Annotated in this window: 28 protein-coding genes, 1 tRNA gene and 3 pseudogenes; 15 read left to right on the forward strand and 17 right to left on the reverse strand. The window is 56.6% G+C overall.

Annotation, left to right across the window (positions count from 1 at the left end; all coding sequences use genetic code 11):
- Window positions 1-40: 40 nt before the first annotated feature.
- From BSG20_RS15450 to BSG20_RS37425, 4 genes are all read right to left on the reverse strand, one after another.
- Window positions 41-790, reverse strand: coding sequence for a cytochrome c biogenesis CcdA family protein (locus BSG20_RS15450; RefSeq protein WP_072376472.1), 750 nt, complete (start codon window positions 788-790; stop codon window positions 41-43).
- 166 nt (window positions 791-956) lie between these two features.
- Window positions 957-1,247: a hypothetical protein gene (locus tag BSG20_RS15455; protein WP_072376470.1), complete on the reverse strand. Its 291-nt coding sequence runs from the start codon at window positions 1,245-1,247 to the stop codon at window positions 957-959.
- A 313-nt stretch (window positions 1,248-1,560) separates the two neighbouring features.
- Window positions 1,561-1,788: a hypothetical protein gene (locus BSG20_RS37420; protein WP_024316999.1), complete on the reverse strand. Its 228-nt coding sequence runs from the start codon at window positions 1,786-1,788 to the stop codon at window positions 1,561-1,563.
- 207 nt (window positions 1,789-1,995) lie between these two features.
- Window positions 1,996-2,151: an entericidin domain-containing protein gene (locus BSG20_RS37425; RefSeq protein ID WP_072376468.1), complete on the reverse strand. Its 156-nt coding sequence runs from the start codon at window positions 2,149-2,151 to the stop codon at window positions 1,996-1,998.
- Between the two features lie 529 nt (window positions 2,152-2,680).
- On the opposite strand from BSG20_RS37425, the gene msuE reads away from it, so the two are divergent.
- The 9 genes from msuE to BSG20_RS37430 all read left to right on the forward strand — a co-directional run bounded on the left by msuE (window position 2,681) and on the right by BSG20_RS37430 (window position 7,360).
- Entirely contained in the window at window positions 2,681-3,244 is a 564-nt protein-coding gene (gene msuE / locus BSG20_RS15470) for an FMN reductase (RefSeq protein WP_072376466.1), read from the forward strand.
- A gap of 19 nt (window positions 3,245-3,263) precedes the next feature.
- Window positions 3,264-3,434 (forward strand): hypothetical protein, encoded by a 171-nt coding sequence (locus BSG20_RS36460; RefSeq protein ID WP_167371569.1) that lies wholly within the window; start codon window positions 3,264-3,266, stop codon window positions 3,432-3,434.
- A gap of 22 nt (window positions 3,435-3,456) precedes the next feature.
- Entirely contained in the window at window positions 3,457-3,615 is a 159-nt protein-coding gene (locus tag BSG20_RS36465) for a hypothetical protein (protein WP_167371568.1), read from the forward strand.
- Window positions 3,616-3,624: 9 nt separating this feature from the next.
- Window positions 3,625-3,756 (forward strand): hypothetical protein, encoded by a 132-nt coding sequence (locus BSG20_RS38400; RefSeq protein WP_280142192.1) that lies wholly within the window; start codon window positions 3,625-3,627, stop codon window positions 3,754-3,756.
- A 36-nt stretch (window positions 3,757-3,792) separates the two neighbouring features.
- Window positions 3,793-4,392 (forward strand): RBBP9/YdeN family alpha/beta hydrolase, encoded by a 600-nt coding sequence (locus BSG20_RS15475; RefSeq protein WP_072376688.1) that lies wholly within the window; start codon window positions 3,793-3,795, stop codon window positions 4,390-4,392.
- Window positions 4,393-4,400: 8 nt separating this feature from the next.
- Complete coding sequence (locus tag BSG20_RS35610; RefSeq protein ID WP_143147486.1) at window positions 4,401-4,676, forward strand: hypothetical protein; 276 nt, start codon at window positions 4,401-4,403, stop codon at window positions 4,674-4,676.
- A gap of 37 nt (window positions 4,677-4,713) precedes the next feature.
- Window positions 4,714-5,373, forward strand: coding sequence for a peroxiredoxin (locus BSG20_RS15485; protein ID WP_024318796.1), 660 nt, complete (start codon window positions 4,714-4,716; stop codon window positions 5,371-5,373).
- Window positions 5,374-5,413: 40 nt separating this feature from the next.
- On the forward strand, window positions 5,414-6,745 hold the full coding sequence (locus tag BSG20_RS15490) for an LLM class flavin-dependent oxidoreductase (protein WP_072376462.1): 1,332 nt from the start codon (window positions 5,414-5,416) through the stop codon (window positions 6,743-6,745).
- 432 nt (window positions 6,746-7,177) lie between these two features.
- Complete coding sequence (locus BSG20_RS37430) at window positions 7,178-7,360, forward strand: hypothetical protein (protein WP_072376460.1); 183 nt, start codon at window positions 7,178-7,180, stop codon at window positions 7,358-7,360.
- Between the two features lie 1,033 nt (window positions 7,361-8,393).
- Here the strand turns inward: BSG20_RS37430 and BSG20_RS15510 are convergent.
- A complete protein-coding gene (locus tag BSG20_RS15510) occupies window positions 8,394-8,615 on the reverse strand; it encodes a DUF982 domain-containing protein (RefSeq protein ID WP_024318798.1) in 222 nt (73 codons plus the stop codon).
- Window positions 8,616-8,991: 376 nt separating this feature from the next.
- On the opposite strand from BSG20_RS15510, the gene BSG20_RS15520 reads away from it, so the two are divergent.
- From BSG20_RS15520 to BSG20_RS38405, 3 genes are all read left to right on the forward strand, one after another.
- Window positions 8,992-10,101, forward strand: coding sequence for a hypothetical protein (locus BSG20_RS15520; RefSeq protein ID WP_244541339.1), 1,110 nt, complete (start codon window positions 8,992-8,994; stop codon window positions 10,099-10,101).
- Between the two features lie 397 nt (window positions 10,102-10,498).
- Window positions 10,499-10,684 (forward strand): hypothetical protein, encoded by a 186-nt coding sequence (locus BSG20_RS37445; protein WP_072376449.1) that lies wholly within the window; start codon window positions 10,499-10,501, stop codon window positions 10,682-10,684.
- A gap of 239 nt (window positions 10,685-10,923) precedes the next feature.
- Window positions 10,924-11,046, forward strand: coding sequence for a hypothetical protein (locus tag BSG20_RS38405; RefSeq protein ID WP_280142193.1), 123 nt, complete (start codon window positions 10,924-10,926; stop codon window positions 11,044-11,046).
- A 73-nt stretch (window positions 11,047-11,119) separates the two neighbouring features.
- On the opposite strand, the gene BSG20_RS37450 is transcribed toward BSG20_RS38405, so the two are convergent.
- From BSG20_RS37450 to BSG20_RS15585, 7 genes are all read right to left on the reverse strand, one after another.
- Entirely contained in the window at window positions 11,120-12,907 is a 1,788-nt protein-coding gene (locus BSG20_RS37450) for a flagellin N-terminal helical domain-containing protein (RefSeq protein WP_072376447.1), read from the reverse strand.
- 1,978 nt (window positions 12,908-14,885) lie between these two features.
- Window positions 14,886-15,131, reverse strand: a complete 246-nt coding sequence (locus tag BSG20_RS15555) for a hypothetical protein (protein ID WP_072376686.1) — start codon at window positions 15,129-15,131, stop codon at window positions 14,886-14,888.
- Window positions 15,132-15,281: 150 nt separating this feature from the next.
- Window positions 15,282-15,587 carry a DUF982 domain-containing protein gene (locus tag BSG20_RS15560; RefSeq protein ID WP_072376445.1) on the reverse strand — a complete coding sequence of 102 codons (306 nt, stop codon included), beginning with the start codon at window positions 15,585-15,587 and terminating at the stop codon, window positions 15,282-15,284.
- A 948-nt stretch (window positions 15,588-16,535) separates the two neighbouring features.
- A complete protein-coding gene (locus BSG20_RS36470; RefSeq protein ID WP_167371566.1) occupies window positions 16,536-16,679 on the reverse strand; it encodes a hypothetical protein in 144 nt (47 codons plus the stop codon).
- A gap of 305 nt (window positions 16,680-16,984) precedes the next feature.
- Complete coding sequence (locus tag BSG20_RS15575; RefSeq protein ID WP_072376441.1) at window positions 16,985-17,230, reverse strand: hypothetical protein; 246 nt, start codon at window positions 17,228-17,230, stop codon at window positions 16,985-16,987.
- Window positions 17,231-17,376: 146 nt separating this feature from the next.
- Complete coding sequence (locus tag BSG20_RS15580) at window positions 17,377-17,631, reverse strand: XRE family transcriptional regulator (RefSeq protein WP_177309846.1); 255 nt, start codon at window positions 17,629-17,631, stop codon at window positions 17,377-17,379.
- Between the two features lie 902 nt (window positions 17,632-18,533).
- The gene (locus BSG20_RS15585; RefSeq protein WP_244541341.1) at window positions 18,534-18,854 is read right to left on the reverse strand and encodes a hypothetical protein; all 321 of its coding nucleotides are present in this window, start codon (window positions 18,852-18,854) and stop codon (window positions 18,534-18,536) included.
- Between the two features lie 764 nt (window positions 18,855-19,618).
- Here BSG20_RS15585 and BSG20_RS15595 point away from each other — a divergent pair.
- Window positions 19,619-19,960 (forward strand): annotated as a pseudogene (locus BSG20_RS15595) (ATP-binding protein); the annotation flags it as partial.
- 2,096 nt (window positions 19,961-22,056) lie between these two features.
- Here BSG20_RS15595 and BSG20_RS15605 read toward each other — a convergent pair.
- Window positions 22,057-22,146 (reverse strand) — tRNA-Ser (locus BSG20_RS15605).
- A 210-nt stretch (window positions 22,147-22,356) separates the two neighbouring features.
- Between BSG20_RS15605 and BSG20_RS36475 the strand changes: the two genes are divergently transcribed.
- On the forward strand, window positions 22,357-22,536 hold the full coding sequence (locus tag BSG20_RS36475) for a hypothetical protein (RefSeq protein ID WP_167371567.1): 180 nt from the start codon (window positions 22,357-22,359) through the stop codon (window positions 22,534-22,536).
- 501 nt (window positions 22,537-23,037) lie between these two features.
- Here the strand turns inward: BSG20_RS36475 and BSG20_RS15615 are convergent.
- Window positions 23,038-23,901, reverse strand: a complete 864-nt coding sequence (locus tag BSG20_RS15615) for a Hint domain-containing protein (RefSeq protein ID WP_072376429.1) — start codon at window positions 23,899-23,901, stop codon at window positions 23,038-23,040.
- 326 nt (window positions 23,902-24,227) lie between these two features.
- Here BSG20_RS15615 and BSG20_RS15620 point away from each other — a divergent pair.
- Window positions 24,228-24,425 (forward strand): annotated as a pseudogene (locus BSG20_RS15620) (ATP dependent DNA ligase); the annotation flags it as partial.
- Between the two features lie 62 nt (window positions 24,426-24,487).
- Here the strand turns inward: BSG20_RS15620 and BSG20_RS15625 are convergent.
- The 3 genes and pseudogenes from BSG20_RS15625 to BSG20_RS15635 all read right to left on the reverse strand — a co-directional run bounded on the left by BSG20_RS15625 (window position 24,488) and on the right by BSG20_RS15635 (window position 25,778).
- Window positions 24,488-24,718, reverse strand: coding sequence for a hypothetical protein (locus tag BSG20_RS15625; RefSeq protein WP_024318889.1), 231 nt, complete (start codon window positions 24,716-24,718; stop codon window positions 24,488-24,490).
- Window positions 24,719-25,020: 302 nt separating this feature from the next.
- Window positions 25,021-25,383, reverse strand: a complete 363-nt coding sequence (locus BSG20_RS15630; RefSeq protein ID WP_072376427.1) for a hypothetical protein — start codon at window positions 25,381-25,383, stop codon at window positions 25,021-25,023.
- Between the two features lie 89 nt (window positions 25,384-25,472).
- A pseudogene (locus tag BSG20_RS15635) lies at window positions 25,473-25,778 on the reverse strand (hypothetical protein).
- Between the last annotated feature and the right edge of the window lie 63 nt (window positions 25,779-25,841).

Consider the following 25,841-nt stretch of genomic DNA (forward strand, 5'->3'; position numbering starts at 1 on the left):
CGGCTATTCCAACGCAAATTCCTGCGGGGGCGATTTCGGCTTAGCCGATTTTCATCAGGATTGGAAAGGTCTGCTGGAACCAGATTGCCACGTCACTGACGAAACCGAACATGAAAGCGAGGCCGGTCAGGATCAGGAACGCGCCCATGACTTTCTCGACGGTTCCGAGATGTCGGCGGAAGCGCGTCAGAAAGCCCATGAAGGCACCGGAAAAACCAGCGGCAATCCAGAACGGGATGGCAAGGCCAAGGGAATAGACGGCGAGGAGCCCGGCACCCGAGCCAACTGTCTCCCGCGAGGCTGCGACGCCAAGGATCGCACCGAGCACCGGGCCGATGCAGGGTGTCCAGCCGAAAGCGAAGGCTAGGCCCATGACATAGGCACCCGTCAACGTCGCCGGCTTGCCGCTGCCCTGAAAGCGCGCCTCGCGGGCCAGAATTCCAATTCGGAAGACCCCGAGGAAATTCAAACCCATGACGATGATGATCAGGCCGCCGATCTTTGCCAGGAGATCGAGATGCTGGCGAAGCGCCATGCCGATGCTGGATGCGCCAGCCCCGAGCGCCACGAAAACGGTGGCGAAGCCGAGCGTGAAGAAAAGCGCTGAAAACAGCACGCCCCGCCGCCCATCCGGGGCAACGGCGATCGCGCTGCCGCCGCGGAACTGCTCGACGGAAATGCCGGCCATGTAGCAGAGATAGGGCGGAACGAGAGGCAGGACGCAGGGAGACAGGAACGACAGCGCGCCGGCAAATAGGGCGCTCAACAAGGAAATATCGGCGATCGACACTTAGGGACTCCGGCGGCAGGCAATCATCCGCGAAGTCCTATCGCAGCCTAGGCACCGGGGCCAATCACCTTTTTGCGCTTCTCTTGAAAAGAGCCTCCTGACATGCTGGCGCGCTGTCTGCGCACCAGAGATCGACGGGGATTCTCACGCCGTCGGCGACGACGCATTAGCGCTCGCGGCAGACGGTCCTGTATTTGGTGATGTAGTGATGATGGCTCTTCTTCTGGTAGGGCTGTTCCCAGCATACCTGCCGGGACGCATAGCGCGGACGATCATAATCGTCATCGTCATCGTCGTAGGCATAGCGCGGGCCGTGTCTGTAGTAGCGGGGCGGTGGCGGATCGTCATAGTAGCGCGGACCTCCGGAGCCGAATTCGAAGTATACGCCGTCCGCGAAAGCCGGTGCGCTCACAAGCAGCGTCGCGAACCCGGCAGCTGCAACAATAAGCTTTCTCATGATCGGTCTCCATCTGTATCTGCTCACGTAACGCCTTTGGAGCGCTGTTGGTTCGACAGATTAGATGTAAGGAATGAATGCGCACTGAAACCGGCGTTCATGTTCCAGTCATGTGCGAGATGAACACAGAGCGTTATGATTCGATGGAGCTTGCCTCGCACCGCCGGGCGTTAAACGCATCGGAAACGGAATGCGGTGAAAGACAGCCGCACACAATTTCTGCAACGTGCGATCAGATGCTACCAAAATAGAAGTCTCGGGTCCGGTGTCATCCGTGCCGCAATCGGCGTCGCCAGGAAGACAAACGCTACGCTCAATGATCAGCATCCGAAACATGGGGAATATGCAGTATGTGGCCATCGAGCAGGAGGAGGAAATGTTCTTCATCGAGCCGATTCACGATCTCGCCGTCCTCCGTCATATAATCGGTCTTGGGCGAAGCCGCGTTCTGTCCAGAAATCCTGATCTGCTGAATGACAACGTAGGTTTTCCCTCCGTCGTCCTGACACCGAAACCGCCTTTCCTCTCTATAGTTCGACATGGCGTGGCCTCCATCGCATCAGGAGGAATCTTTGCCGCGATCAATGCGATTTCAAGGCCCGCCGATTATTTCGGACAATTTGACGCGAAGATTAAAGACGTCCGTGCCGAAACGCAGTTTGGCATGCCCACCAAGGACGGGTCCTCAGCAGCGTTCAAACCGGACATCAGGCCCGGCCCGGTAAATGGCTGCGAACCATCAATGAAATTAACGGGACGCAGCGTGCGCGACACGACTGCCGGCGTTCTGGGTAGCATTGACGGTATTGGCCGCATCGCGCCCAACGCCCTTGATCGTGTTTGCGCACGAACTCAATGCGATGAGCAGGCACAAGGCAGCAGTAACTTTGGCGGTGATGGTCATCGGGGCGTTTCCCAGTTGGAATGATAGGTAATGCGCCAGACCGCAAGTTGTTCAAAACGAACTGGAATCGCGTTGAGCCAGTCCATGAGATGAGGGCGGGAAGGGAATGTCCACAGAGAAAAGCCCGGCGGGTAGAATCCACCGGGCCTTTTGGACCGACATAGGCGATGCTGGTCCGGCAGCGCGGATTTCAAACGCTGCACTCCCTTAACGAAGATCGCGACCAAAGGTTCCCACAAATACTATGCCGCAGCCCAAGCTCACGGCGCGTGCTATGCGGCCTTGAATAGTTCCCTCTGGGAGGCTCGCCACTGGCGGCCTTGGCGATATCGGCGGTCATGGCAGGGGTGATCACGCGGGGCTCGCAGGTTTTGCGCTCAAAAGGCTAGCAAGCGCTGCGGAAGCCAAGCTGCCGCGATGGCGCGTTTGAGGGCATCGAATTTCACGCTTCCTTGTCATAACGGAACGTCATTTCTTTTGTTCATTAAATTTATAGACAATATTCGGTGCGATAACGAAGGAGAGATATATGTCGCTGCGATTGGTGGGCATTGCCGGTAGTTTCAACCGTCCGTCCAAGACCTATGCCCTGGTCGAGCATATTGCCGGGCTTGCCGCTGCAAACTATGGCTTTTCCTCGAAAATCTACGATCTCAAGGACGTTGGCCCATCTTTGGGCACTGCCCTATGGCGCAGCGAGCTGGATGAACAGGCCAGCCAGGTTCTCGATGATATCGTCAAGGCGGATGTCCTGGTTGTCGGCTCGCCGACCTACAAAGGATCTTATCCCGGCCTTTTCAAGCATCTGATCGATCTTATCGAGCCGAGCGAACTCCGCTCCAAGCCGATCATCATCTCTGCGACCGGTGGCGGGGATCGCCATGCCCTGATTGTCGAGCATCAACTGCGGCCACTGTTCGGCTTCTTCATGGCCCATACGCTGCCGACGGCCGTCTATGCCTCGGACCGCGATTTCGTCGACTACAAAGTCGTCTCCGAGGCGCTGTCTGGCCGCATCGGCTCTGTCGTCGATGAGTTGGCTGCCTTCTCCTTCCTCCCGTCGGCAAAGGCCACGCTTCAGGCCGCCGAGTGAGATCTGGGGGGATGGTGACATGGACAGTGTGGAGAAGACGCCGATGGGAAGCGAGCTTTGGAGCGTCTTCGACTTTGCTCGCCGTTATCGGCTGACGGTGCGCGAGCAAAACCGTCTGCTGATGCTGTTCGGCCCCGTCGCCAGCGCCGCGGACTTGCTTTCGAATGCGAGGCGAAACCAGTTGATATGACAAGGTAAACAAGGAGAAGCCGATGCTGCAGTCTCTTCTTTTATGGCTACGGTGGGCCGTCCTCGGGCCTCCGCAACTGACGGCGAGCGCACCGCGCGTCGAGTTGCAAAGTGACGGCGAGCCGACGGCCCGCGACTATGAAATCTACTATTGGAACCCATCTCCGGGGCCCTGGTACTGAGGGGTCATCATGGCCGTTTTCGATGATCGCCGCATCGCTCCGCGAAGCCGGCTTGTAGGTGTTGTGGCAGATATGGCCGCTTCTGTGGCCACGGTACTCGCCTTCGTCTTTCTCTTCGCGATCACTCTCGGCGTTCTCTAGCAACAGATAGCTCACACGACGCGATAAGGATTGATGATGACGCCAGTACTTATTCTTCCCGGGCTCTTCGGATCAGAGGATGCGCATTGGCAAACCGCCTGGCTGCGGGATCATCCCGAGAGTCGGCTCGTCCATCAGGACAACTGGGATCATCCGCACCTGAGTATCTGGCGGGCAAGGCTCGAGGCCGTGCTCGAAGAGGTCGGCGAGGCCTACATCGTGGCCCATAGCTTAGGATGTCTGCTTGCAGCGAGCCTCGCCGGGCGGCCTGCCGCAGCACGGGTGCGGGGAGCACTCCTCGTGGCGCCGTGCGATCTGCCGGCGACCGAGAAGCTTCATCCCCGCCAGATTGGTTTCGGCACGATGCCGACGGCTAAGCTGCCGTTTCCGAGCATCGTCGTCGGCAGCCTGAACGATCATTACATGTCGCTCGACCGCCTGACGCTCTTCGCCCGTCTCTGGGGCAGCGAGTTGCGCAACGCCGGTCTGGCCGGACACATCAATGTCGCCAGCGGCTATGGCCGTTGGCCGGGCGGCTACCGTGTTTTCGAAGCGCTGAAAGCCAGGACCCGCCATCTCGATAAGATACCGCAGAAAAAGCCGTCTCTCGGCAGAGAGATCTCGTCCGTGTGGTAGAGGATCTCATGGCGTCGCCAAGCCGATTATCGACGATATCGGGTGGAACTCGCCGGCGGACACTTCGTCGTCGTGCGTGGGTTCTCCTCGAATACGCGCATGATCTGGACGACAAATCTGACGCGTCGCAGATCGAGAAGCTTTGTCAAATGATCGACAGAATGAGCGTGGATATTGTTGCGGCTGATAAGGCGAGCTTTGCGGCTATCCTTCATCAGGCGATCGTTTTGACGCAGGTGCTTGAACAGCGGCTGAAAACGGCTAGACAATTCACCCGTCATTGAAAACCAACGCCATTTTTACCAACAAGGGTCAACGCTCATGAGCCTCCGCATCAACGATATTGCACCTGATTTTACCGCTGACACCACGCAGGGTCCCATCCAATTTCACGACTGGATCGGTGATGGCTGGGCGGTGCTCTTCTCGCACCCAAAGAACTTCACGCCGGTTTGCACGACCGAGCTCGGCGCGATGGCAGGACTGGAGCCCGAATTCCGCAAGCGCGGCGCCAAGATAATCGGCATCTCCGTGGATCCTGTGGAAAGCCACGGCAAGTGGAAGAACGACATCAAGACGGCGACCGGCTTCGATGTCGAGTATCCGTTGATCGGCGACAATGACCTGAAGGTCGCCAAGCTCTACGACATGCTGCCCGCTGGAGCCGGAGAAACGTCGGAGGGGCGCACGCCGGCGGACAATGCGACCGTCCGTTCGGTCTTCATCATCGGTCCCGACAAGAAGATCAAGCTGATCCTCACCTATCCGATGACGACGGGCAGAAACTTCAACGAGATACTCCGCGCGATCGATTCCATCCAGCTGACCGCAAAGCATCAGGTTGCGACGCCGGCGAACTGGCAGCAGGGCGAGGACGTCATCATCACGGCTGCCGTTTCGAACGAGGACGCGGCAACCCGCTTCGGTTCGTTTGACACGGTATTGCCGTACCTGCGCAAGACCAAGCAGCCGCAGGCGTAGTCTTCGGGCAGGGCAGGTATAGGACAAGACGGGAGGCTTGATGGCACAGGAGCGGCAATTGCACCTAGGCGCCTTCATGCGCCCTGTCAGCCTGCATACAGGGGCCTGGCGCTACCCCGGCGCCTATCGAGACGCGAACTTCAACTTCAAGCACTTGAAGGAGTTTGCGCAAAAGCTGGAGGCGGCGAAGTTCGACGCCTTCTTCATGGCCGACCACCTTGCCGTGCTCAACATGCCCGTGGAGGCTCTGAAGAGAAGCCAGACGGTAACCTCCTTCGAGCCGTTCACGCTGCTGTCGGCGCTTGCCGCCGTCACTGATCGGATCGGCCTCATTGCGACGGCCTCGACGACTTTCGACGAGCCCTATCACGTTGCCCGCCGCTTCGCTTCTCTCGACCATATCAGCGCCGGGCGGGCGGGCTGGAACATCGTAACGACGGCCAATCCCGATGCCGCGCTGAATTTCGGCCTCGAGGAACATGTCGAGCATGGCGAGCGCTACCACCGCGCCCGGGAATTCTACGACGTCGTTACCGGGCTCTGGGACAGCTTTGCCGACGACGCCTTTACGCGCGATGTGGAAAGTGGCCAGTTCTTCGATCCAGCCAGAATGCATGTCCTCAATCACAAGGGCGAGGAGCTTAGCGTGCGTGGCCCGCTCAACATCGCCCGCCCGCCGCAGGGCTGGCCGGTGATCGTGCAGGCGGGTCAATCCGAGCCAGGCCGCCAGCTTGCCGCCGAGACAGCAGAAGTCGTCTTCTGTTCGCCGCGCGACCTACCGGCCGCGCAGGCGCTCTATGCCGATATCAAGGGGCGCATGACCGCGATCGGCCGGGATCCTCACAATGTCAAGATTCTGCCGGCCGCCTTCATCGTTATCGGCGACAGCGTCGAGGAGGCGCGCGCGAAGCGGGCGCGTCTCGATAGCCTCGTTCACTATGACAGCGCCATCGCCTCCCTCTCGATCGCTCTCGGCCACGATGCTTCGGGCTTCGATCCGGATGGGCCGTTGCCTGACATAGCGGAGACGAATGCCAGCAAGACTGGCCGCACGCAGGTGCTGAAGCTTGCCCAAGAGGATCAGTTGACCGTTCGGCAGTTGGCGCAGCGCTATGGCGGCTACTCCGGCCTTGCCTTCGTAGGAACGCCGGAAACGATTGCCGACCAGATGACGAAATGGCTGGTGGAGTGCGGTAGCGACGGTTTCAATGTCGTCTTCCCGTATCTTCCCCAAGGTCTCGGCGATGTCGTCGATCGGCTCGTACCCGAGCTGCAGCGGCGAGGGATTTTCAGGCTGGATTACGAGGGCACGACACTGCGTGAACACCTTGGCCTTCCTCGACCCACCAACAGATTTTTTGCAAGTCCCTGAACTGCGATAATGGCGGAAGAGATGTCGGACGAATTGTGCTGTACGTGGCGTCCGGCATTTTCCGTTATCATATTGAAAATAATTAGCAATGTTATTTCAAGCCGTGCTGATTGGCTATAATTGCGCCTGCAACTGACTCCCAACGTGGGGAACGACTTGTCAAGAAACTTTCAGCTTCCGCACCGCTCTCGACTTTTGAGGGAAGATAGTCCCCATATGCGTACGACTGTCCACCACGAGAGAACGCTCATTGCGACAGGTTCCCCATCATCAGCTGGCTCCCTTGTGCCAGCATTTGCAGCGCATAAATCGGGTAAGCGTTCGTCGGCGGTCATTTATTTCTACTTCCCTGCGTAATACCCCTCGCATCTACCTAATGGCGCGATACATTGCTGCCTGCAGCGTAAACCGCCCTGGCAAGGAGAAGCAAGGATGAGCAGATTTCGTGCTTTAGTAGCAGCCGGAGCGATTATTAGTCTTTCGGCGCTCACATCGGCATGCTCGACTCCCCCGAACTCGATGGGCTCCGCATCAGGCTATCAGCCTGGAGATTCATTGAATCGAGCCTGCGCGGATGGCTTCAGGCCCAGCGACGGCCGCTCGTGCAGTTACTGACGGGCGGTGCCCATGGTAAGCAGATAACTGACATATCACTGTTCTCGTCCATCCGATTTCTTGATGTCATCCCAATACGGATAATGCTCGGCACACCACCATCGCGTTTCAACGCCCTTGGAAGAGGCGTGGCCGAAGCCTCCCCACTTCCCGCATCCCTCCACACAGCAGTAGTGGTTTACGTGAATGTTGGCGCCAGGCGCCTTTGAGTGGTTTTCGATGCTCATCGCGACAGATTCCTACCATCAATCGCGCGCCCTGAGAGCCGCATTTGCATCGCATGAGACCTGCGACCTGGCCTAGCGTCAATCCTTTTCGAACTTCCTTTGTATCTCCTACCGTCGACGGGTTTGCGCCGCTTGCACTGTGGGCATGGGGCGAGCAACGCCTCATATTGCGCAAGTTCGCAAAGAGTTCGTTCCTGGTCAGGCTTTGGCGCCGGAGAAGGGATGCCAAGTAATTGCTCGGCTGAATGATCACTGGACAGTCGCCTTGCGCGAGGCGGGCCGCCAACGAAACCGGATCACAACGACAAAAGGGAGGGAGGAAGCCTACTTTTGTTCCTTAAAATATGCAGCAAAATCAATCACATGAGGCGGATACTGGCGGAGAGGTGTCGTTACATCTGGCGTGAAGTCATTGATATTGGCTACGTCTATTTTTGCTGTAATGGAGCATACCCCCAGGTATGCCCCCGTTTTCTAAATCATCTCAGCCAGCGCCACGACGTGCACAGTTTCCCCACCCAACGCCACGTGTCTAGCTTACCAGTAGCACCGCTTCGAATGAGCACCAGATTGCCGGAAACGGGTGTCAGGTTTGGGCTCACCCAGTGCATCTTACCATCGACGCGGATCGCATCGTGCCTTCCGTTTGTGGCTTTGCATAAGCTCGTGTCGTCCGTATTCTTCGCAAATCCAAACGGCGAAACCGACTTTCCAGGCGCGGTCGAGCATCACAAGATTGGTGACGCGGGATCGATGGCGGATGCGATTTTGGCAACGTGGGTGAACGGATAAACAGCCTCAGTGGCCTAAACAAGCTCTGCCGACAGCAGCGCCTTCTCAAAGCGCTCGCGCGCGAGATCCGGCGATCCTCGACCGCGGATTGCCGCGAGGATCGCCGCCACGGCCTTGTCGAAGTTACGATCTTTTGCTTCTGGCCAACTGGCGGTCATGAACTCTTTTGCCGCCAGCGGTCCAAAGATCAAAGTGCCGCCGGCGCGGATCGGTCGATCCCATAGTACAATGTTCACTTGCATGTCCTTATTGTTTTTCTACTAAAAGCATAATGCAAGTTGAGCTCGGAGTCTAATGACGGTGTCGTGTGAGAATGTCCGGACGGGCAACCTCTCGACGAAAACGAACCGGCTTCCATGTATCGAAGTCAGGAAAACTCAAGGAGTTTAGGGGTATGGATGGCGAAATCCCCGTCTTTATCAGCCCGAGGGACGTCGAAATTGAAGGCAACGGCCGGTATCAGCATGCTGATACAGGCACTGGACTTCTACACTGAGGCAGCGACAGCTCGGGCCGCTTTCGCAATCGCGGCACACGAAGCGGGGCTGCACATTCTGCCTGACGATGGCGAGAAAATGCAAAAGAAGCCCCGCAGGGCGCGGGGCTTCAGAAATGATGAGCAGCGCCCTAGAGCGGGCGACGGCGGAAAGTACGCCTCATGGAGGGCGGGTTCAAGGTAAGCAAATGATTGTCGCTCCTCGACGTATCACGCGACGGCGGCCGCATTTCATCGCAATGATGCTACTGCCGTTCTTTCTTATTTGCGGATTGCCAAAGGTTGCAATCGCAGATCCCGTTACCGATGACGGTCGTGCCTTGATAACGGCCATAGGGAAGAACGATTTTCTTGGCGCTCGCACTATCTTACGTCGCGGGAATGTCGACGGAAATGGATTTGCCGATGGGCGATTCAAGCGGAGCTTTGTGAAGGAAGCTCTGTACGCGCAGGCCGATGATCGTTTGATTGACCTGCTGATGGAGAACGGCGCGGACCAAGAGGGATGGGACTATTTCGCCGGTCGTTCCTCCAGTGCTTATGCTGTCGCCGTCGGGGGAGTCAAAAGACGCGGTGCTGAATCTACGGTTCGGATCATAAGGGCGCTAAGGAGTAAAAAGTTCGAACATATCCGGGGGGTGAAAGAGAACATAAGTCTCCTTTCAGTTAACGGGCTTCCCTACCCAGACTTCCTCTCCATCGTTGACGAGTTGGCTGCCGGTGGAATCGACCTGAAGGGAGAGTTCCGCAACGGGACGCTCAAGATGGTGCGAGTTTTCGATACCGGCTTGGAGGCCACTTGGCCGTATCTTCTCAAAATAATTGATGTGAATGAGGCCGATGCGTGGGGAAATACCATTACGAGCGTATACGCTGGGGCCAATTGCACGGTGGAGAGTTGGCAGGACGACAATCCAATTTGGTTTTGCAACGAGGATCCTGCCAGGTTGAGGAAGATTGAAACCGCCGTCCGTTCGCCGGGGTTTAAGGGAGACACCCTTCTGCTAAAGGCCGGAGGCTGGACCACGTTTGACTATCTGGGCTTCACATCTGGTCAAACTGGGAGTTGCTTCAGCATCCCACGCGACGTCAGTCCTGTTCAGGATGAAATTCAGGACTTCGTGAAATCCAGCTTCTCTGGAGAACTGTCGCAATGGATACCGGTGAAAGACCCGTCATGTTCGGTGCGCGGTTCGACTGTCATTTGCAAATGCCTGAGGCCGTAAGGCAGGTCTGCGAAGGATGCCGCACGAGATCGTGGATTATCGACGATGAAACTCCCAATGTTCGCGCCACATCTGGCACAGACAGCGGATGGGCGTTCATGCCAGCAAGAAAAGCAACCTGTAAATCTTCGCGACGCCACCCAGCCTCGGGGTCTAAAGGCTGCGTGGATTGGACATATGCAAGGGCTGCTAGAGTAGCCCTGTCAACCATTCAAAACACCTTCCCAAAATAGACCCATGCCGCCGGCACGGATGCCGAAGGCTTTCGAAGGTCTCCTCTTGGTTGCGGCGTCGGCCGTCCTAGGGCGGTCAAGTATTCGTGATAGCCCTAGCATCCGGTTGATGGGGCGGCATTTTCACGTCAAGGACGCAAAGTCGCCACGGCGAGGGTTTCCATATGAGCAGATTTCAGGCATTTGTAGCAGCTGGAATGCTGATCGGTCTGGCTGCGATTACTTCAGCGTGTACGACGGCGCCGCGAAACCCAAACCCGCCTGATTATCAGTACCAGCCGAGGACTTCCGTGAATCCAGCTTGCGCGGGTGGGTTCAGGCCGAGCAATGAGCGTTCTTGTAGTTACTGACCGGGTTAGGAGTGTTCTGTCGCACCTAGGATCCTATGCTGATCGGCCGCTAGGCGAGTGCGATGACGTCGGTATCCAGTTGCCATTTTGCGAGGGACCGTGCGAAACTTGCCCTTCGGTAGATGAACCATGGTGATGTGGGAAGGTGAGCCTCTGCCAATCACTGGCGCGCCGAGGTAAGGCAATTTTGTACTCCCAGTACTCTCCTTCGCCCCATCGATCAGCATCTGCAGATCGCCTTGCGAAATACCGAGAAACTCGCGAATTCGATCGACGAACTGCTGCCGTGGGACACCGCCAGTTTTGCACGTGTGGAAAGCCTGCTGCGACCACCTGAATTCGCGGGCAAGCTCGCGCTCTGAATCAGAGAAGACGGGAAAAACGAAGGTACCCCGGCTTATAGTCGGGAGGCAGCTTTTCTGTTTACCTGATGCTTTACTGGAATAGTTTCAAAACGGCGCCGGGAGCGCTGTTCGCGATGGAAAGCGACTGAACTGCCAACTGCTGTTGCGTTTGTAGCGCTGTAAGCCTGGATGACTCCTCTTCCATGTCCGCATCAACCAGCCTGCCAATCCCGACCGAAATGTCGTCGAACAGGTTGTTCGCGAATTCGGTCTGGATCTCGATGTGGTTTTTCAGGGAACCGAGGGTGGCCGCCCCATCGATGACCCGCCCGAGCATGCTCTCGACGCTGGCGAGATAGGCACTCACCATGCCGGGATTCTTTTCGACGTCGACGGCCTTCAAGCCGCTCATCGGCAACGGCTCGATGTTCACGATCATATTCGTGAAGCCTATCTTGGTCTTTCCGCCGTTCAACCGATCGTCCAGAGGATCTGATCTTACGAGAACTTGCGACCCGTTGGCTTCGATTATGGTGTTGGGACGGGTGATCAGCGCTTTCAGGACCGTCACCATGTCATCGGCCGTGTTGATCCAGCCGTCCGTCGTCCCGAGGATGGAATTGATTGTCGCGCGATCGATGGTTTGGGTTTCGGTCGCCTCGCCGTTCACGCCGAAGGTGAAATCCAAGGACACGTCGCGGTAGATTTTGAAGGGCGTGAAATCAAGCGTCATGGTCGAACCAAGACCGCCGTATGCGTTGGCGTTCTCGAGCGTACCAGCGTTCAAAGTCGAGCTAAAATTAGTGAGCTGGACCTGAGAACCGTTAAGCCCAGATTGCTCAGTCGTAGTGATAAAGTATTCTACAGGGTCGGGGTAAGCAGGAGCGCCTATAGGATAGTGCCAGAAAGGGGTGGCTAAGACATCCGTGCCTATCCCCGCGCCAGCAAACGCCGCGTTCAACACTTTGGACATCTCGGTTGCATTGCTGATGGACGCTTTTCCTAGTTGCGAGATAACCAAAGCTTGATTCACGGTGACGCCAACAGGTTCGCCCGGATTTAGAGGGGCGGACAATCCTTGTGATGGGTTGTCGCCGTCGAGAGTAATATCAAACGTTATTTTGTCGGTACTGGAAAATAGCATGGCGTCGGGAATCGACTGACCGGAAGTGATGTGAAGAGGCAGAGAATTTGAAATCCTTGCGGCGAAGCCGGACAATATGTGGTCTGCAAGATAGTCATTCGTGATGTCGGTGGTGACATAGTTCTCGCCTCTCATGCCGCCGATGGTGAGCGGACTGCGCGGATCACCGTCGAGGATTCCGCCGCCCTCCTTGTTGTAGAGCGAGGTCATGATCTGGTCGAGGGACATCATGTCGACCTTCACCGTGCCGGCGGCGTTCCGCACGAATGACGATACAAGGCTGGCGGATCGATCCTTCGGGTCCGCTTCATAGAGATCGTGGATATCGGTGTTTAGCCAGTTCACGCCGTTGAAGGAGGCCGAATTGGCTATGGTAATCGTCTGCTGGACCAGTTGCGCGATTTCGTCCTGGATTTTTGCCTTATCGACACCGTTCTCAGTCGCGGCAGCCAGTTTCGCCTTGATCTGGCTCAACACGGTTCCTGTCTGCTCCATCGCCTCGTAAGCAGTATCAACCTCGGCCGCTGCCAGTCCCAACGCATCCGACACGGCCGCAACCGCCGCCCGGTCCGACCGCATCGTCGTGGCAATCGACCAGTAGGCTGAGTTATCGGAAGCTTTTTCGACCCGCAGACCCGTTGAAACACGGGTTTGAGTGTCTTGCAGCTTAGAGTTAACCGATCTCAACGTTTGAAGCGCGACAGCCGCTGACGTGTTGGTAATGAGCGAGGTCATAAAACGCCTAAATTTAAAACTTCAGATGGCACAGAAATGGAATCAGCGATGCATCATGCAGCCTATGGGTGCCAAGGTAGGTATTCCATGGTTAACAAACGGTGGCGGTTAAACGAGAAATCTGATGGCGCCTCACAACTTGTAGGTTGTTGATGTCATCATGTCGGCAGAGCCGGACGGGGCTGCACCTAGCGACCGTGCAGCTTCTTCAGTTTCTCATAGGTCTCTTCCACCAGCCGAGATGCCTCGCGTGCGTTCGGCCCCATCCGTGGTGTGGCATGATGGTTTGACGCTGCCAAGGGATGTGGTTGATTGCCCAGATCCATTCGCCCTTTTTCGAGCTGGTGAGATCCTCCAGGATTCGGCCGAACTGCAAATCGCCATCCCACGAGGCAAAATCCTGATGGCCTTCACCCGGCCATGTTTCTCGCCAGCGATATTTCGGTTTGTATTCGGGCGTGCGCAATACGGACCTGGAAGATGTTGCCGACAGCCGCGCGTCGATGTTTTGGATTTCGCTCCGGCCGAGCGTCAACAGACGGCGCGACTTGGCAGCAGCGTAAAGTCGATATCCAGCAGCCGGAGCGATGAAACCGTCGTTCGTGATCGAAAGGGAAGCCCTTTCGGGTTTGGGTGGGGCAACGGCTTCCCTTCTCGTTCCACTCACCCGAGACAGAACAATCAAAGAGTACGCCAATCCGCCGGATCACCAGTCGGACCTAAGTCCGAAGAAGAAAATCGAGGGGGAGGTTCGGCAGCTAGGCGTACGCGCAGGGGATCGCTGTCGAGAACCTGGCCCCTCAACCCGTCCTGCCGTGGCGACAGGACACCAGTGAGACTTCAGGCGCGCTTTGAGGAGAGTTTACCCGACGTCCCAAGAGTGCCAAAGACGGGGATCATTGGCACAACAGCCATCATACGCTCATGGCAGCGGGTTGGGGAGAGAATTCGTCACGGCACGTCGACGTGCGGAGCGTCAAAATAGGACTGCAGCTCCTCCTCAAGCTGAACGCAGATTTGCTCGTCTCTAGGAGCATCTTGTTGCCACCCTCAGCGCACAACTTGTCGCGGAACCTGACGGCGTCGCCATAGTTCTCGATATCTTCGGTCCACCAGTGTGCAATATAGGCATAGGGACGAAGATGTGGGCAGCGCATGAAAAGAGCCGCCAGTCCACAGCGAAAGCTGTCGAAACGTAGGTCTTATGTTCAAAGCCATCACGAATGAGGCCCTGCGACCGGGGGGACGCAGAGCCTCAGACATCTGAGCTTGATGTCGATGCGCCGACATCGTCGGGTAAAACGCCGCTATCGGGGATTCGTTCCTGCGCCACCACGGAGTGAAGGTTCCTGGTACCTCCACTGCAATCGACTGCTGCAAAAAAGAACCCCCGCTGTCGCGGTTGCGAGGGTCCGAGTCGAGAGTCGACCTTGAGGGGTTTCAAATCTCAAGGCCAGCGGTTAACGCCCGACACTGCAATTCGTTCCCGCTCGCGCAGGTGATCAAGGCCCCTAGCGATAGTGCAACTATTTCACCTTCTCGTAGGTCCCTTCCACCAGCGAGACGCATCATGTGGCGTCGGTGCCCATCCGTGGTGGGATATGATGTGTCGCTGCCAGGAGACGCCGAACGATAGCCATCATAAAGCCCATTTGGGGTTCGGACAGGCCCTGCGACATAGGTTCTCCGACAGCGTGTTCGAACGGGTAATCATACCATATCTTGAATTTGGGAAATTTCACGTTTTGCGAACATCGCCGACCTTCGCATCGACAGGAAACATTGGCCATGTCCGAAGCCGCGAAGATAAAACCGTAATCAATTCGGGTTAGCACATACTTCTTTTGGAGTCGCCCATGCCGTTGCGTTGCTGTCATTGAACGGTCGCAAAAAAGCCCCGCGGTATGGGCGGGGCAAGGTCAGAGCTCCTGAGTGCTCACGTCCAGAAGGCCGCGAGCGAAGCGCAAAACGCGGTGGGCTATGGCTTGGTTCCATCTCGGTCGAGGTCGAGGCCTCGTGCGGCATCGACGATATGCTTCAGGTGGCCAACGTCGCGCACGCCCTGCTGATAAAGCTCGATGGTGATTGCGGCAATGCGATCCGCCTCCTCGGAGCCAGGCTCTATTTCGAACTCTTCGCAAATGGCATCTAGAACTACGTGGCATTTGCGTAGGTCGTCAGAATCCAGGGGCGCATCGTGGCGACTGAAGTGCTTGCGAGACATCACAACATCCTCCATGAAGAACATCTCTCTTGCCATCCCTTGAGACCCCGCCAGAGCAGCGGGGCCAGAGCTGGGACATAGGAAGGGTCGAGGCGAATGCCTCTGGCGGCTAAATGCGATTGCCGGTCTTTTGTTCCAGCTTCGTCACATTCAGAAATGTCGATGAACGGTTGGCGAAAAACGTTCGCCGTTCGACCGCCTTTTACCGCCCCGAACAGCAAGGCCTGCCTCCAGGCATGCCGCGAGGAAGAGCTCTTTGCTTACTGCTGGAGGGGTTTGTCGCCGAAGGGCATTCCGACAGCTGATTACGGCTGCATCGTGATAAGCACCGCGGGCTTTGGGCCATTCGTTTTCGAGAAAGTCCAGGGTATCGTGGATACTCTCGAAAGACTTTTCAGCGCCATTCTGAAGTCGAACATTTACAGGGGTGTTCCAAAGGACATCCGGCGTCGGCATTCTTTCCTCCTTAATCTACCAACGGCGATATTAGGAAACTCTAATATTTGAGGCGCACGCGTGCAAGGGTAGGATCGGTGCCAAAGAAAAAGGCCGGCACGTCCTCGGCGCCGACCTTTTTAATCTGCCTCAACAACAACTGCCAGTTCATCCGTGGTCAGCCGTCAGAAACATGATGGGTTCAGTGTAATCCAAGTCGCGGAGCCGTCAAGCGTCGCTTACGGAGCAAGGCGCCACCACTTCACGATGCGCTGCGCCCTCCGCTTTGGCCTCGTCTGTCTGGTTTTGACGTTTTGGTCCGGTCCCTCTTCCACACGCCCAGCCGCTCCAAGCCATCTGGTGCCGCCACATTGAATCCGGCCGTTATGCCGAAATACGCATCGTAAAACTTCTGCCAGGGTCGAGCGGCTCGGGGAAGCGAGCGTGGTATCGAGGGGGATTTGAACGTGGGATTTAACCATGCGGCACCACACTGCTTGAGACGATGCCGTCGGCAGTAGCGCCGAAAGCTACAACTGTCCGGTGGCGGCGGATCACATGCGGATTGGTTGGCCGCGAAAAGACGCTGGGCGAGTTGGGGAGGGGCGGTCAAGTGTTCGTGAATGCCCTCGCATCTGCTTGATGGCGCGGCATTTTCGCATGGATGACGCAGAATACGGCGGTCGGGAGGAGTCATATGAGCAGATTTCAAGCAGTCCTCGCCGTCGGAATAATGATCAGTCTGGCCGCGATCACTTCAAGCTGTACGACAACGAGAGATCCAAATCCGCCTGATTTTCGTTATCAACCACGGAATTCCGTGAACCCCGCTTGCGCGGACGGCTTCAGGCCGACCAACGCGCTGTCGTGCAGTTATTGACTGGCTTGGACTATTCTTCCGTCACTGGGGGTCCCATGCGGATTGGGACTGCGATCGGAAGCCAGATATGGCGGCTCTCGGGCCGCCCTTCAGATCAAAAATCGAAGGCCTTGTTGTCCTTGGTGTAGCTTCTGCGGGAACTCTTCTTCCCAAGGGTCGAAGAATTTCTCGCTCTCCGGCAGCGGTGCGCGTGCAGGCAGTTCATCGCTTTTCTGATTTTCAGAATCGCGCATATCTTTACCTCTGAGCGCCCAACTAACCAAGTGAATGACCGAAGTCTACTTTAGGTCGAGCACTTATCTGTGGACGTTGAGAGATTGCGTGAGCGGCCTTTGATCGCGATGAGCGCTCAATCAACCACAGGAAAAATTCTTGAATCTCATCACGGACGTTCGCTGGGATGCTTCGTCACGCCTGGTCGCTGCGTCTATCGCAAAGAGCAAAAGGGGTTCGACGGCACTGCTCTCGCGTCGCTCGATGAGTAGGGTGAGGGCGGTCAGGTATGCAGGACGATCGACCGCAATCAACCACCGACCCGCTATTTAAAATGCCATTCTTTCGTCGGCCGGAGACAGGACGGATTGTTGGCACCGATCTCCTTCATCGCCTTGGCCAGCGACCGAGCTGTCTCTTCAAGCGACCTGAGCTGTGAAGAGGTTACATCAATATGCTGGCCGGTTCTGTCGTCGATATTCAGCCAACGCTTCGTCCCATTCCTCGTTTCAACGATGAGTTCGAGACACTTGTCGTATTCGCCCTTAAGTACAACTTTAAGATCCCCCACGACCCCAACTCCTGACGCCAACTGATAGCTACCCGACTGCAACTTAACCGATTGCACACGGGCAAGGGCGGAAGCAAGTCAAGATTGAATATGAACGATGGGTCATTTTTGGGTGTTAGCGCCAGAGGCCATGCGGCTGGCCCGGTTTAACCGCCCGCGCCGGGAGGTGCGTCGTTCGTCAGGTACTCCTTGTACTGGACGGTCTCGTTAGTATCTACGTCGATCGGGGCGCCGGTGGGCTGCGTCAGACGGGCGCCAGGGCCCCCAGAGCCAGAATAGGTGCCGTCGAGGAAGGTGATGCCGGCGGCTTGTAGCGCGGTAATCACCGCGGCAACATTGTTCTTCATACCTTCAACGGCACCTTCACTTGCCTCCATCCGACGCAATGTGGATGCCGACACTTTTGCTCGTTGCTGCTGCTGCGACCGACCGATGATGTTTGGCCTCACGCCAGCCGAACGGATCCGACCAGACGCCGCCACGCTCGAGCACCTACGGGTGGGGCGGAGGAGGGGATGGAGCCATCGGGACAACCTCGCCGCGGCATGCCGTGAGTGCAATGGGTTGCGCGGATCAGCGATCGACTGGTTGATCTTTAAGTCCTATCGGCTTGCGGAGCTCTGGGATCTCATTACACCACGAAAGCTTTAGGCACGACATGCGCGGCGGCCGCCATGATGGCGCGCCTCTTTTAAGCGCCCTGGATCTGCATCGTGGGTGCCTGCCGTCATCGTCCAGAGAGCCGGCCGTTGCCGTCGTGTTAAGGCGAGTGTGCGCCGCGCGATGCCTTGACGTTCATTGTGGTTGGTCCCTTGACCTGGATCCAACCGTATTCGCCGGATGCGAAGGCTACGCCTGCGACACCGCAAAGTTGAGGGAGGGAACCTTTGGCCGCGAGCCTCGACGAGGAAGGAGCGTATCCGACAACGGTCCTGGCCGCTTATCAAAAAAACACCGCCCCATCATCAATTCTTGCTCCGCTGTGCTTTCGCGAGAGCTTCGTCGAGCCAGCTTGTCAGGCGAAATGAGAAACTGCGGGGTCAAATCTTCACTTCGCTTGACACAGCTGTCGTGCACTATCATAGGGCCGCAGCGTGGGTAGTAGCACGTCCTAAACTCGTAGGTGAAGCGGCTCCGATCCATTCCTTCGAGCGACAAACCGGATAGCGAATAAGCCCCGGCCAAGCCGGAAAAAAGGCAGAGCAGAATAACCGCGTAAGTGAAGTGACGTGTTGTGAGCAATCGCACAGCTCCAAAGCGCAAGCTTACAGGAAGGCTGATTTTCGTTTCGTCACCAATTCTGTTAGAATGTCTTCGCAACCTGGTACTTATTCGCTTCCCAGGATCGGAGTTCACCGGCTTCGCAAGTGTAGTTCTCGTCCGTTTCGTCCAGTCCTATGCCAATGCCGTCAATGTTCGGATCGTCGAAGGTGACGAGAATCCTCGACTTGGGAATTTTTCGCTCCTGAAAGTCCTTCAGTATGAAAGCGAGACATCGAACGTTCTTCTTCGTGTTGCTGCGTTGGATGTGGCTCTCAATTTTGCGATTAATCTTGGAAAGCGGAAGCATGTTCGCCCGAACTGCTTCGGATAAAAGCAGCGCTGGCAAGGCCAGAATGAACATCCTTATCAAACGCAATTTCCTCATCTCAGAATCACCAGTTCATCGCCCACCGGAGAAGCGCGCCAGCCACAACCAATACCAATAGAACGTATAAAATTCGCGAAGTCATTGAATATCCGGAACGTTGAATGTTCGGAAAGTGCAACCTTTGATGGATAGAGTCAATGAAAAACACCGCGTAGATCATTTGCAGGTATTGGATCACGGTTAATTCGAGACTTTATCCTCGTCCAAAGCGGACTCTGCTTGGATGATCTCTATTAGTTCTGCGACGTTCATTACACGAGCTTCAGCAAAGCCTAGGGCTCTGCCGAACAGGACGTGCCACTGTCCGTTCGGCAGCTGAGTGGCAACGTGGCAGGTGGTTACGGTTGGTGTCATGGGCGCTGTCTCCTTCGTCGTGGATGACAGCAGGCCAGCCTGAAATCGTCTACTCGCAAAAGTGCGGGTAGTGCCATCGGGCGGCGGCCATGAACCTAGCGCCCATGCGGCCGCTCACCTTCTCGTAAAGCCCTTCCCACCAATCGAGACCTCGCGTGCACTCGGGCGCCCGTCCGTGGTGTGGCATGATGGTTTGACGCTGCCAGGGTATGTGGTTGATTGCCCAACTCCACTGACCATTTCTCGTGCTGGTGAGGTCGAGCAAGATCCGTCCGAACTGCAAATCGCCATCCCACGCGGCGAAATCCTGATGGCCTTCACCCGGCCACGGAGGTCTCCAGCGATATCTCGGTTGGTATTCGGGCGTGCGCACAAGGCCTCAGGAGGGCCGCCTGGAAGAGCGGCTCGCGTTTCTCGCCAAGCCCAAGCTGCTCATCATCGACGAGCTCGGCTATCTTCCGTTCGACCTCAACGCAGCACACCTGTTCTTCCAGCTCGTATCCCGGCGCTACGAGCGAGGTGCGATGCTCGTCACCTCCAATCGCAGCGTCGGAGAGTGGGGAACGGTGTTTGGCGACCCCGTCGTGGCAACTGCTATCCTCGACCGGTTGCTGCACCACAGTCACGTCATCACAATCCGTGGCGATAGCTACAGACTACGAGAAAAGCGCCGTAGTGGACTCCTGCAGAAGCCCGCAACAACGCTCGGTATGGGGAGTAACTAACAACCCCTGGCGGACCAGATTTGCGTGTCGCCGAAGGACCAGTTCACGATGACGCTTGATAGCAGCATGCTGAACAGCCCTAGTAGTATTGATTTTTACGGAATTGGCGTGCCGGCGATCCGCTCCGAGTACTCGAGCAGGACATTCACTAATTCAGATCCCGCGCGGGGCGTCCGGTGCGTGAACACGCCGGACGGGCTGGTGGCGATGGCATCACGACGTCGCCACCCGCTACCTAGATTTCTAGGCGCGACATGCGCGCCGGCCGCCATGATGGCGTGCCCCTTTTATTAGTCACCAGAGGCCGGCGCGGTCACCACCTGCGCCTACACCAGCAGCGCGCCGGTCGGTTATTCCACCAACGGCCCATCCCGTGTTAGGCTGGGTGCATGACATCTCAGCCTCTCGATCTCCGACACATGCGCGTGCGCCATCAGGGCGCACCGACAGTGTTCGGAGATATTCATGCATCACAAGAGAAAGCGCCCGCGCATTGCCGCGTGTGGTCTTTGCAAGCCGCACAAAACGAATGGCGCGTGCCCACGGCATAAAAACATGCGGTTTGGCAATCTAAAGCGCTACCTGTCAGGTTCAGATCAATTGCGCGGAACTAAAAGCGCCTAGCCGCGATCGGCCTTACCGCCAATAGAAGGGGCGGCCCACCAGCGCAAATGCTGGTGGGTTTCTTCACGCTGCGCAGAAAAGCCCGGTGGGACGTTCCGTCTGGCCTTAGTCTGGGGCCGTTTTGGCTACGCTACAGGGGGCAATGTTTCTGGCACACAATTGCAGGTCGGATCGCCAGCGCCGGGCCCGGTACACTTACAGACTCCGGGCTGCGACCAGATACAGCCGCATTGCACGCCTGCATCGCTCCAAATCAGCTTCCGATTGGCGTCTACCGGGATTTGGATTTTCACTCTGAGTGGTACCGATACCTCGACATACTCGTTTGCAGGATCAAAGTCGCCAGTGTCGAGCTTGGCTTGTGCGGCTGCTAGTCCCCCTTCCATGATCTGAGCTTGAATAGACGTTTGCCAGTCGGGCGCCCATGGCTGCGCGTGTCGAACGATTTCATGCTTGCGTTCTACTGCCATTGCTCATTCCCCTCAACGACAACACCACGTGATCAAAATAGCACGTTCCGGTTGCTCAATACCAGTTAGTCTTACCCACGGCGCGTGCTGCGACGCCCGTCGGCGCGAATGCCGGCAGGTTTTTTCTTTGGCAACAACCCCAACCGTTAGTCGTCACTATCGCGGTCGCGGTAACGATCGCGATCGCCTCTCGACGATGAGGACCCATCCAATCTGTCGAGCATTTGCAATAGAAGATCGGCGCAAACCTTTGTTGGCTCGTCATCGGCACACTGGATGCGAATTTTGACGTCGCCATCCTGGACGTAAAAACGCGCGGCCCTTGACGCCATCGGACGATCACCCCGTCCCCTGTGCCAATCAGAGCGTTGGCGATCCTGATTTGAGGGAGGCGCTGCTTGTTGCGCTTGCGCTGTCGATTCGGGCGCCGCAGTCGTGGCGGTAGGTGGCGGAGACGGCGCATCACTCGGCTGCTGGGCGAAGGTAGCGCCAGCAGATAAAGCCATGGTTACGGCCGCAACAGATATGATTTTCATTGATTGGATCCTCGGATTTCGCAGTTGAAGAACGCGCCGCGCCGACGTTGGTTGCAGGATTGTCGCGGATCACCGTCGGTTTTTCATTCCGATGCCACAGGCAAAGCGAAAAGGCCCGACGGTAATACGCCGAGCCCTTTCTGCTGGCTCTAGAGGGACTGGATACCAGCGTGCAATGACCTGTCAGAGTCCATTGCGTCCCGCCAACTGACAGGCCCCTCAAAAGTTCCAAGGCAGCAGGTAGAAAAGCAAAAGCCCGGCGGAGGAGGGTACCCACGGCCGGGCCTATTGCGGACCTCTGCATTTGGGCGATGCTGGTCCCACAGCGTGTTGGAAACGCTGCAATGGTAAAACTGGCGGCGTGAAGGAAAGTTCCGGTCGGCTGAAATGAGTCTAAAAATGCGTTATGATAATCTGCTATTTTCTGTCGTTAAAATCAGGAAAATGCAATAAAATCAATTAAATTTGGCGGAAGAGGTGGGATTCGAACCCACGGTACGGTTTCCCGCACGCCGGTTTTCAAGACCGGTTCCTTAAACCACTCGGACACTCTTCCATCTAATTGATAAGGTTGAGAAATCGACATTCTGTTGATTTCAAAGAATCGGTGCTTGCTACCGATTTGCTACCCGATCACTCGACGGCTGGCTTTTTAGCAGCTTTGATGGCTGCGTCAACTTGCTCTGCAGCAACTGCCTGCATCCCCGGCATCACATACGAATCAAGGTCAAGCGTGATTCCGATTGTCGCGTGCCCGAGACCACAGATGATGGCCAACGCCGGCAAAGCCACCCGCTGGGTACGGACAATCGCTGCTGCAAAGTTCGATCCTGTCGGGGAGCGCACCTATCGCGACTACAAGCTTGGAACCTTCGGCGCGGCGTCGGATGTCAAGCACATCGATCCGGCTGCCTATCTTGCAGAAAACGCGAGGAATGGCCAATGACGATCAAGGAGCGACAAGAACGAGAGGCGCACGATCGGGAGAACCCGTGGCGCCCGATGAGCACGGCGAAACCATCAGGCCTCATCTGCGATCTGCTATTCGACGACATGGCAGGCCGTTTCGCTACCGAACGTCTGCAGTACTCCTTGATCCTGATGGTCACTGGTACCAATTCGACCCGCCGAGGCGAGTTTACGCCCCGGCGCCCATCAACTGTTGACCATCCTATGTACACATGACGCCGGAGAGGCGGAGCATCGTCAAAAAGAGGGCTGAACGTTGAACATTCAAACACTCAAACGAGCCTTCAATCCAAGCAACGAAGAGCGTCGGGCGAAGGCGACGAAGGCCGAGGAGCTGAAGTTTCGTGGCCTTCGCAGCGAGGAGCAGGCAAGGGGGAGTTGTGGTTCGCCGTGGCCGCCGCCCGGGTTCGGCGGGTCGCCGTGTGTAATCCTGCGCGCAGGGTGTTCTGAGAGCATTCAACGCAAAGCTAGGGGCTGTTCAGATCAACAACTCCTTGGCTCGGGCATCGATCTTCTCGCAAGCATCCTCGAATGGATCGAATATCGGCGCCATAGGAGAAGCGCCGAGCAGAAGAAGAGCTCTTAGGTGCTGCCAGCCGCCTTCCTCGCCAAGGACTGTCGCATAGGATGTCATTTCCTTGCGCGCCTCACCGGCATATAGCCGTTCGTATTCCGCAAAGTTCGAGAAATTTTCGCGATTGCTATCCGAGGGATGCAAGGTCTCCGCCGCAGCGCCCTGAGCAAGGATCACTTCGTGAGTCGCGAGCAGGACGGCGTAATACTCAATCGTCATATCGTCGTGGGGTGCGATCGGTGCGATCGTCGTACCATTCACGAGATCCTTCACGCGGATCAAAACGCCATTCAGGAATAGCGCATGGCCAGGCGACAGGTAGAGATCCGAATGTGGCGTACGACTATCAAGCGCATGGCGCGCCACTCGGATTGGCACGACACCGTCATGCCAGTGCGGGCCGCCCTTCCTGAACACTTGGCGACCAACCCATTTGATCGAGCGGGCGTCTCCGCCCGGAAGGGCGACGCAATCGCCAATCCGAAGATCCTCGACACGCTTTTCACCGCAATCCGTGAGAATCGACGTGCCACGCAGAAAGCACTGCGCACCACTGCTCCCGCCTCCGCCGGAGTTGCCGTTGCCGCCGGAGTTGCCGTTGCCGTTACCCCATCCCAAATGCAGGCCCGCCGCGCGCGCTGGCGACGATGAAGCCGCCATAACAATGGCCGCCACGCTCGCGAAACGAGCACCGGCCGCGGCCGCCACCCCCAGAAAACGCCGGCGTGCAGTATTGCGAGGCAGGTTGGGATTTTTGAAACAAGACATCCTGACACTCCTTTGAGAAAGGGACGGGAGCTCGAATACCGTGGGATGAGATCCCGAACACAAGACAGTCGTATTCACCCAGACAGGAAGCAATTAATTCTAGACTGTCTTCGGCGCGATGCCAGATGTACTTAGGTATTATACTTTAGGACTATTTGTTTATCTGCTGGAACCCGCCCTAACCGGCGCCGCTCGTCTTTTGACGCTTCACAAAACGGCGGTCATCACAATCTGTGGAGAAAACAAATGAACGTACTCGTTGCGGCTCAACACATCCGCGCGGCCGCTCTCCAGCGCCTGTCAATGAAGTCAACATGAAATCGGTCCTGCGGAAGACGCTCGATCGGATCAAACGAAAGGGGCCGCCGTTTAGCTACGAAGGCCGGCGCAAGAATCTCGTTTGGGTGCAACCGACGCTGATAGCGGAGATCGAGTATCGCGCTTGGACGCATGACGGGAAGGTGCGGCACGCTTCATATAAAGGGTTGCGAGATGTGCAGGATAACGCCGTCGTGATTGAGATAAACAAGGCGGACGGCTCACTCGGCGCAAGCAGCCCATTATGTTTGTGGAACAAGTCAGCGATTCACTTTCTCAGGGGGTCATGACTTGCAGCTTCTAATACCCGTCGCACCCACTCGGCCAACGCTGGATCTTCTAAAAGGTGAAATTGGAAAGTTTTTTCGTCGAGCTTCCCCAGCCGGTAGGCGTAAACGAGCTCTTGCTGTTGTTTGTTCAACCCTCGGACCTTCGCGTGCTTGGGCGAAACGATCCCCAGCTCGGTCAGCCGGCTTTTGAATGCCTCGTTCGACGACATGACATTCTCCTCCTAAGGCGAAAACAAAAAAGGAGGTCCAAAGGTTCCGGGGGATAAGCGACAGATTGACAAAAGTGGCGCGCGCCATGGGTCCGCGCAAAGAGGATACGATGTGCTACTTCTCTCAGGTCGAGCATGAAGGCGGGATGCCAGCACCGCTTGCAATCAGATTCTAGAATACACCACCCCCTTCGTCGAATGATGCGAGACGACTTTGAATGTAACCGACCGATTGTTACCGCAGAGATTTCGCTTTGATGAATGGGGTCTGACGTTTAGCGATTAGACCCACGTTCTGGGAGTCAGGGGAACTGACGATTACACATAGCGACAAGAGACTTCAGCGCGGGCTCTTGTCGCTTTTCGGCCATCTCACTGATAATGTCGATAAAGCGCTGCGTCACCTTATGTGCCTCTTCTTCTGTGCCACCAACGGAGGTGATGTTAGCCTGTCCTTGTGTGTACGACCGGTTGAACCTCTCCATGTATTGCTTGGCACCGAGCTGGTCGCCGTCATCTTCGTAGGCGCGCACCAGCATGCGGAAGTACGCAGCGCAAACAATAGGTGTGTCGTCGTACGTGGAACGGCTTTTGAGATCCTGCGCCATCATCGGCGCAGCGCATAAGGTGACCGCGATCAAATTGCCAATGAACTTACTGAACATTTGCCGACAATACTCATTGAACGCTCTGTATTCAGCAATCGCAACATTTGGGATGAATGCAACTTAAAAGGTATATTTCTGTCAATAAATTATAAAAAGCTGCTGCGAGATTTCGCTTTGAAGCGGGCGACCAGCTCCTCGTCGTCGACAAAGCTATCGAGGAAGTCGTTTCATTCGTCGGTTGAACGGCGAGCGTAGGAGAGCATCTGTCCCAGTTCCTCCATGCCGTCGTCTGTCAGCGCGGTGATGGATTCGTTCTCCCCGTTATAGACGCTGATGATGCTGCCGTAGGTCAGGTTATCATCGTTGGAGATGATTGCCCGGAGAAGCTCCGGATCCTCGCCGAGAATTTCAGCGACATATTTGATCGTGCGGACATAAGTGATTGTTGCCATCAGGCTGCCTCGGCGCAGATGGTGGCGACAGGCGACCAATTCCAGGGAAGCAGTTCGTCGAGG

Origin of the sequence: Rhizobium tibeticum (assembly GCF_900110205.1) — a bacterium.
Lineage (GTDB): Bacteria > Pseudomonadota > Alphaproteobacteria > Rhizobiales > Rhizobiaceae > Rhizobium > Rhizobium tibeticum.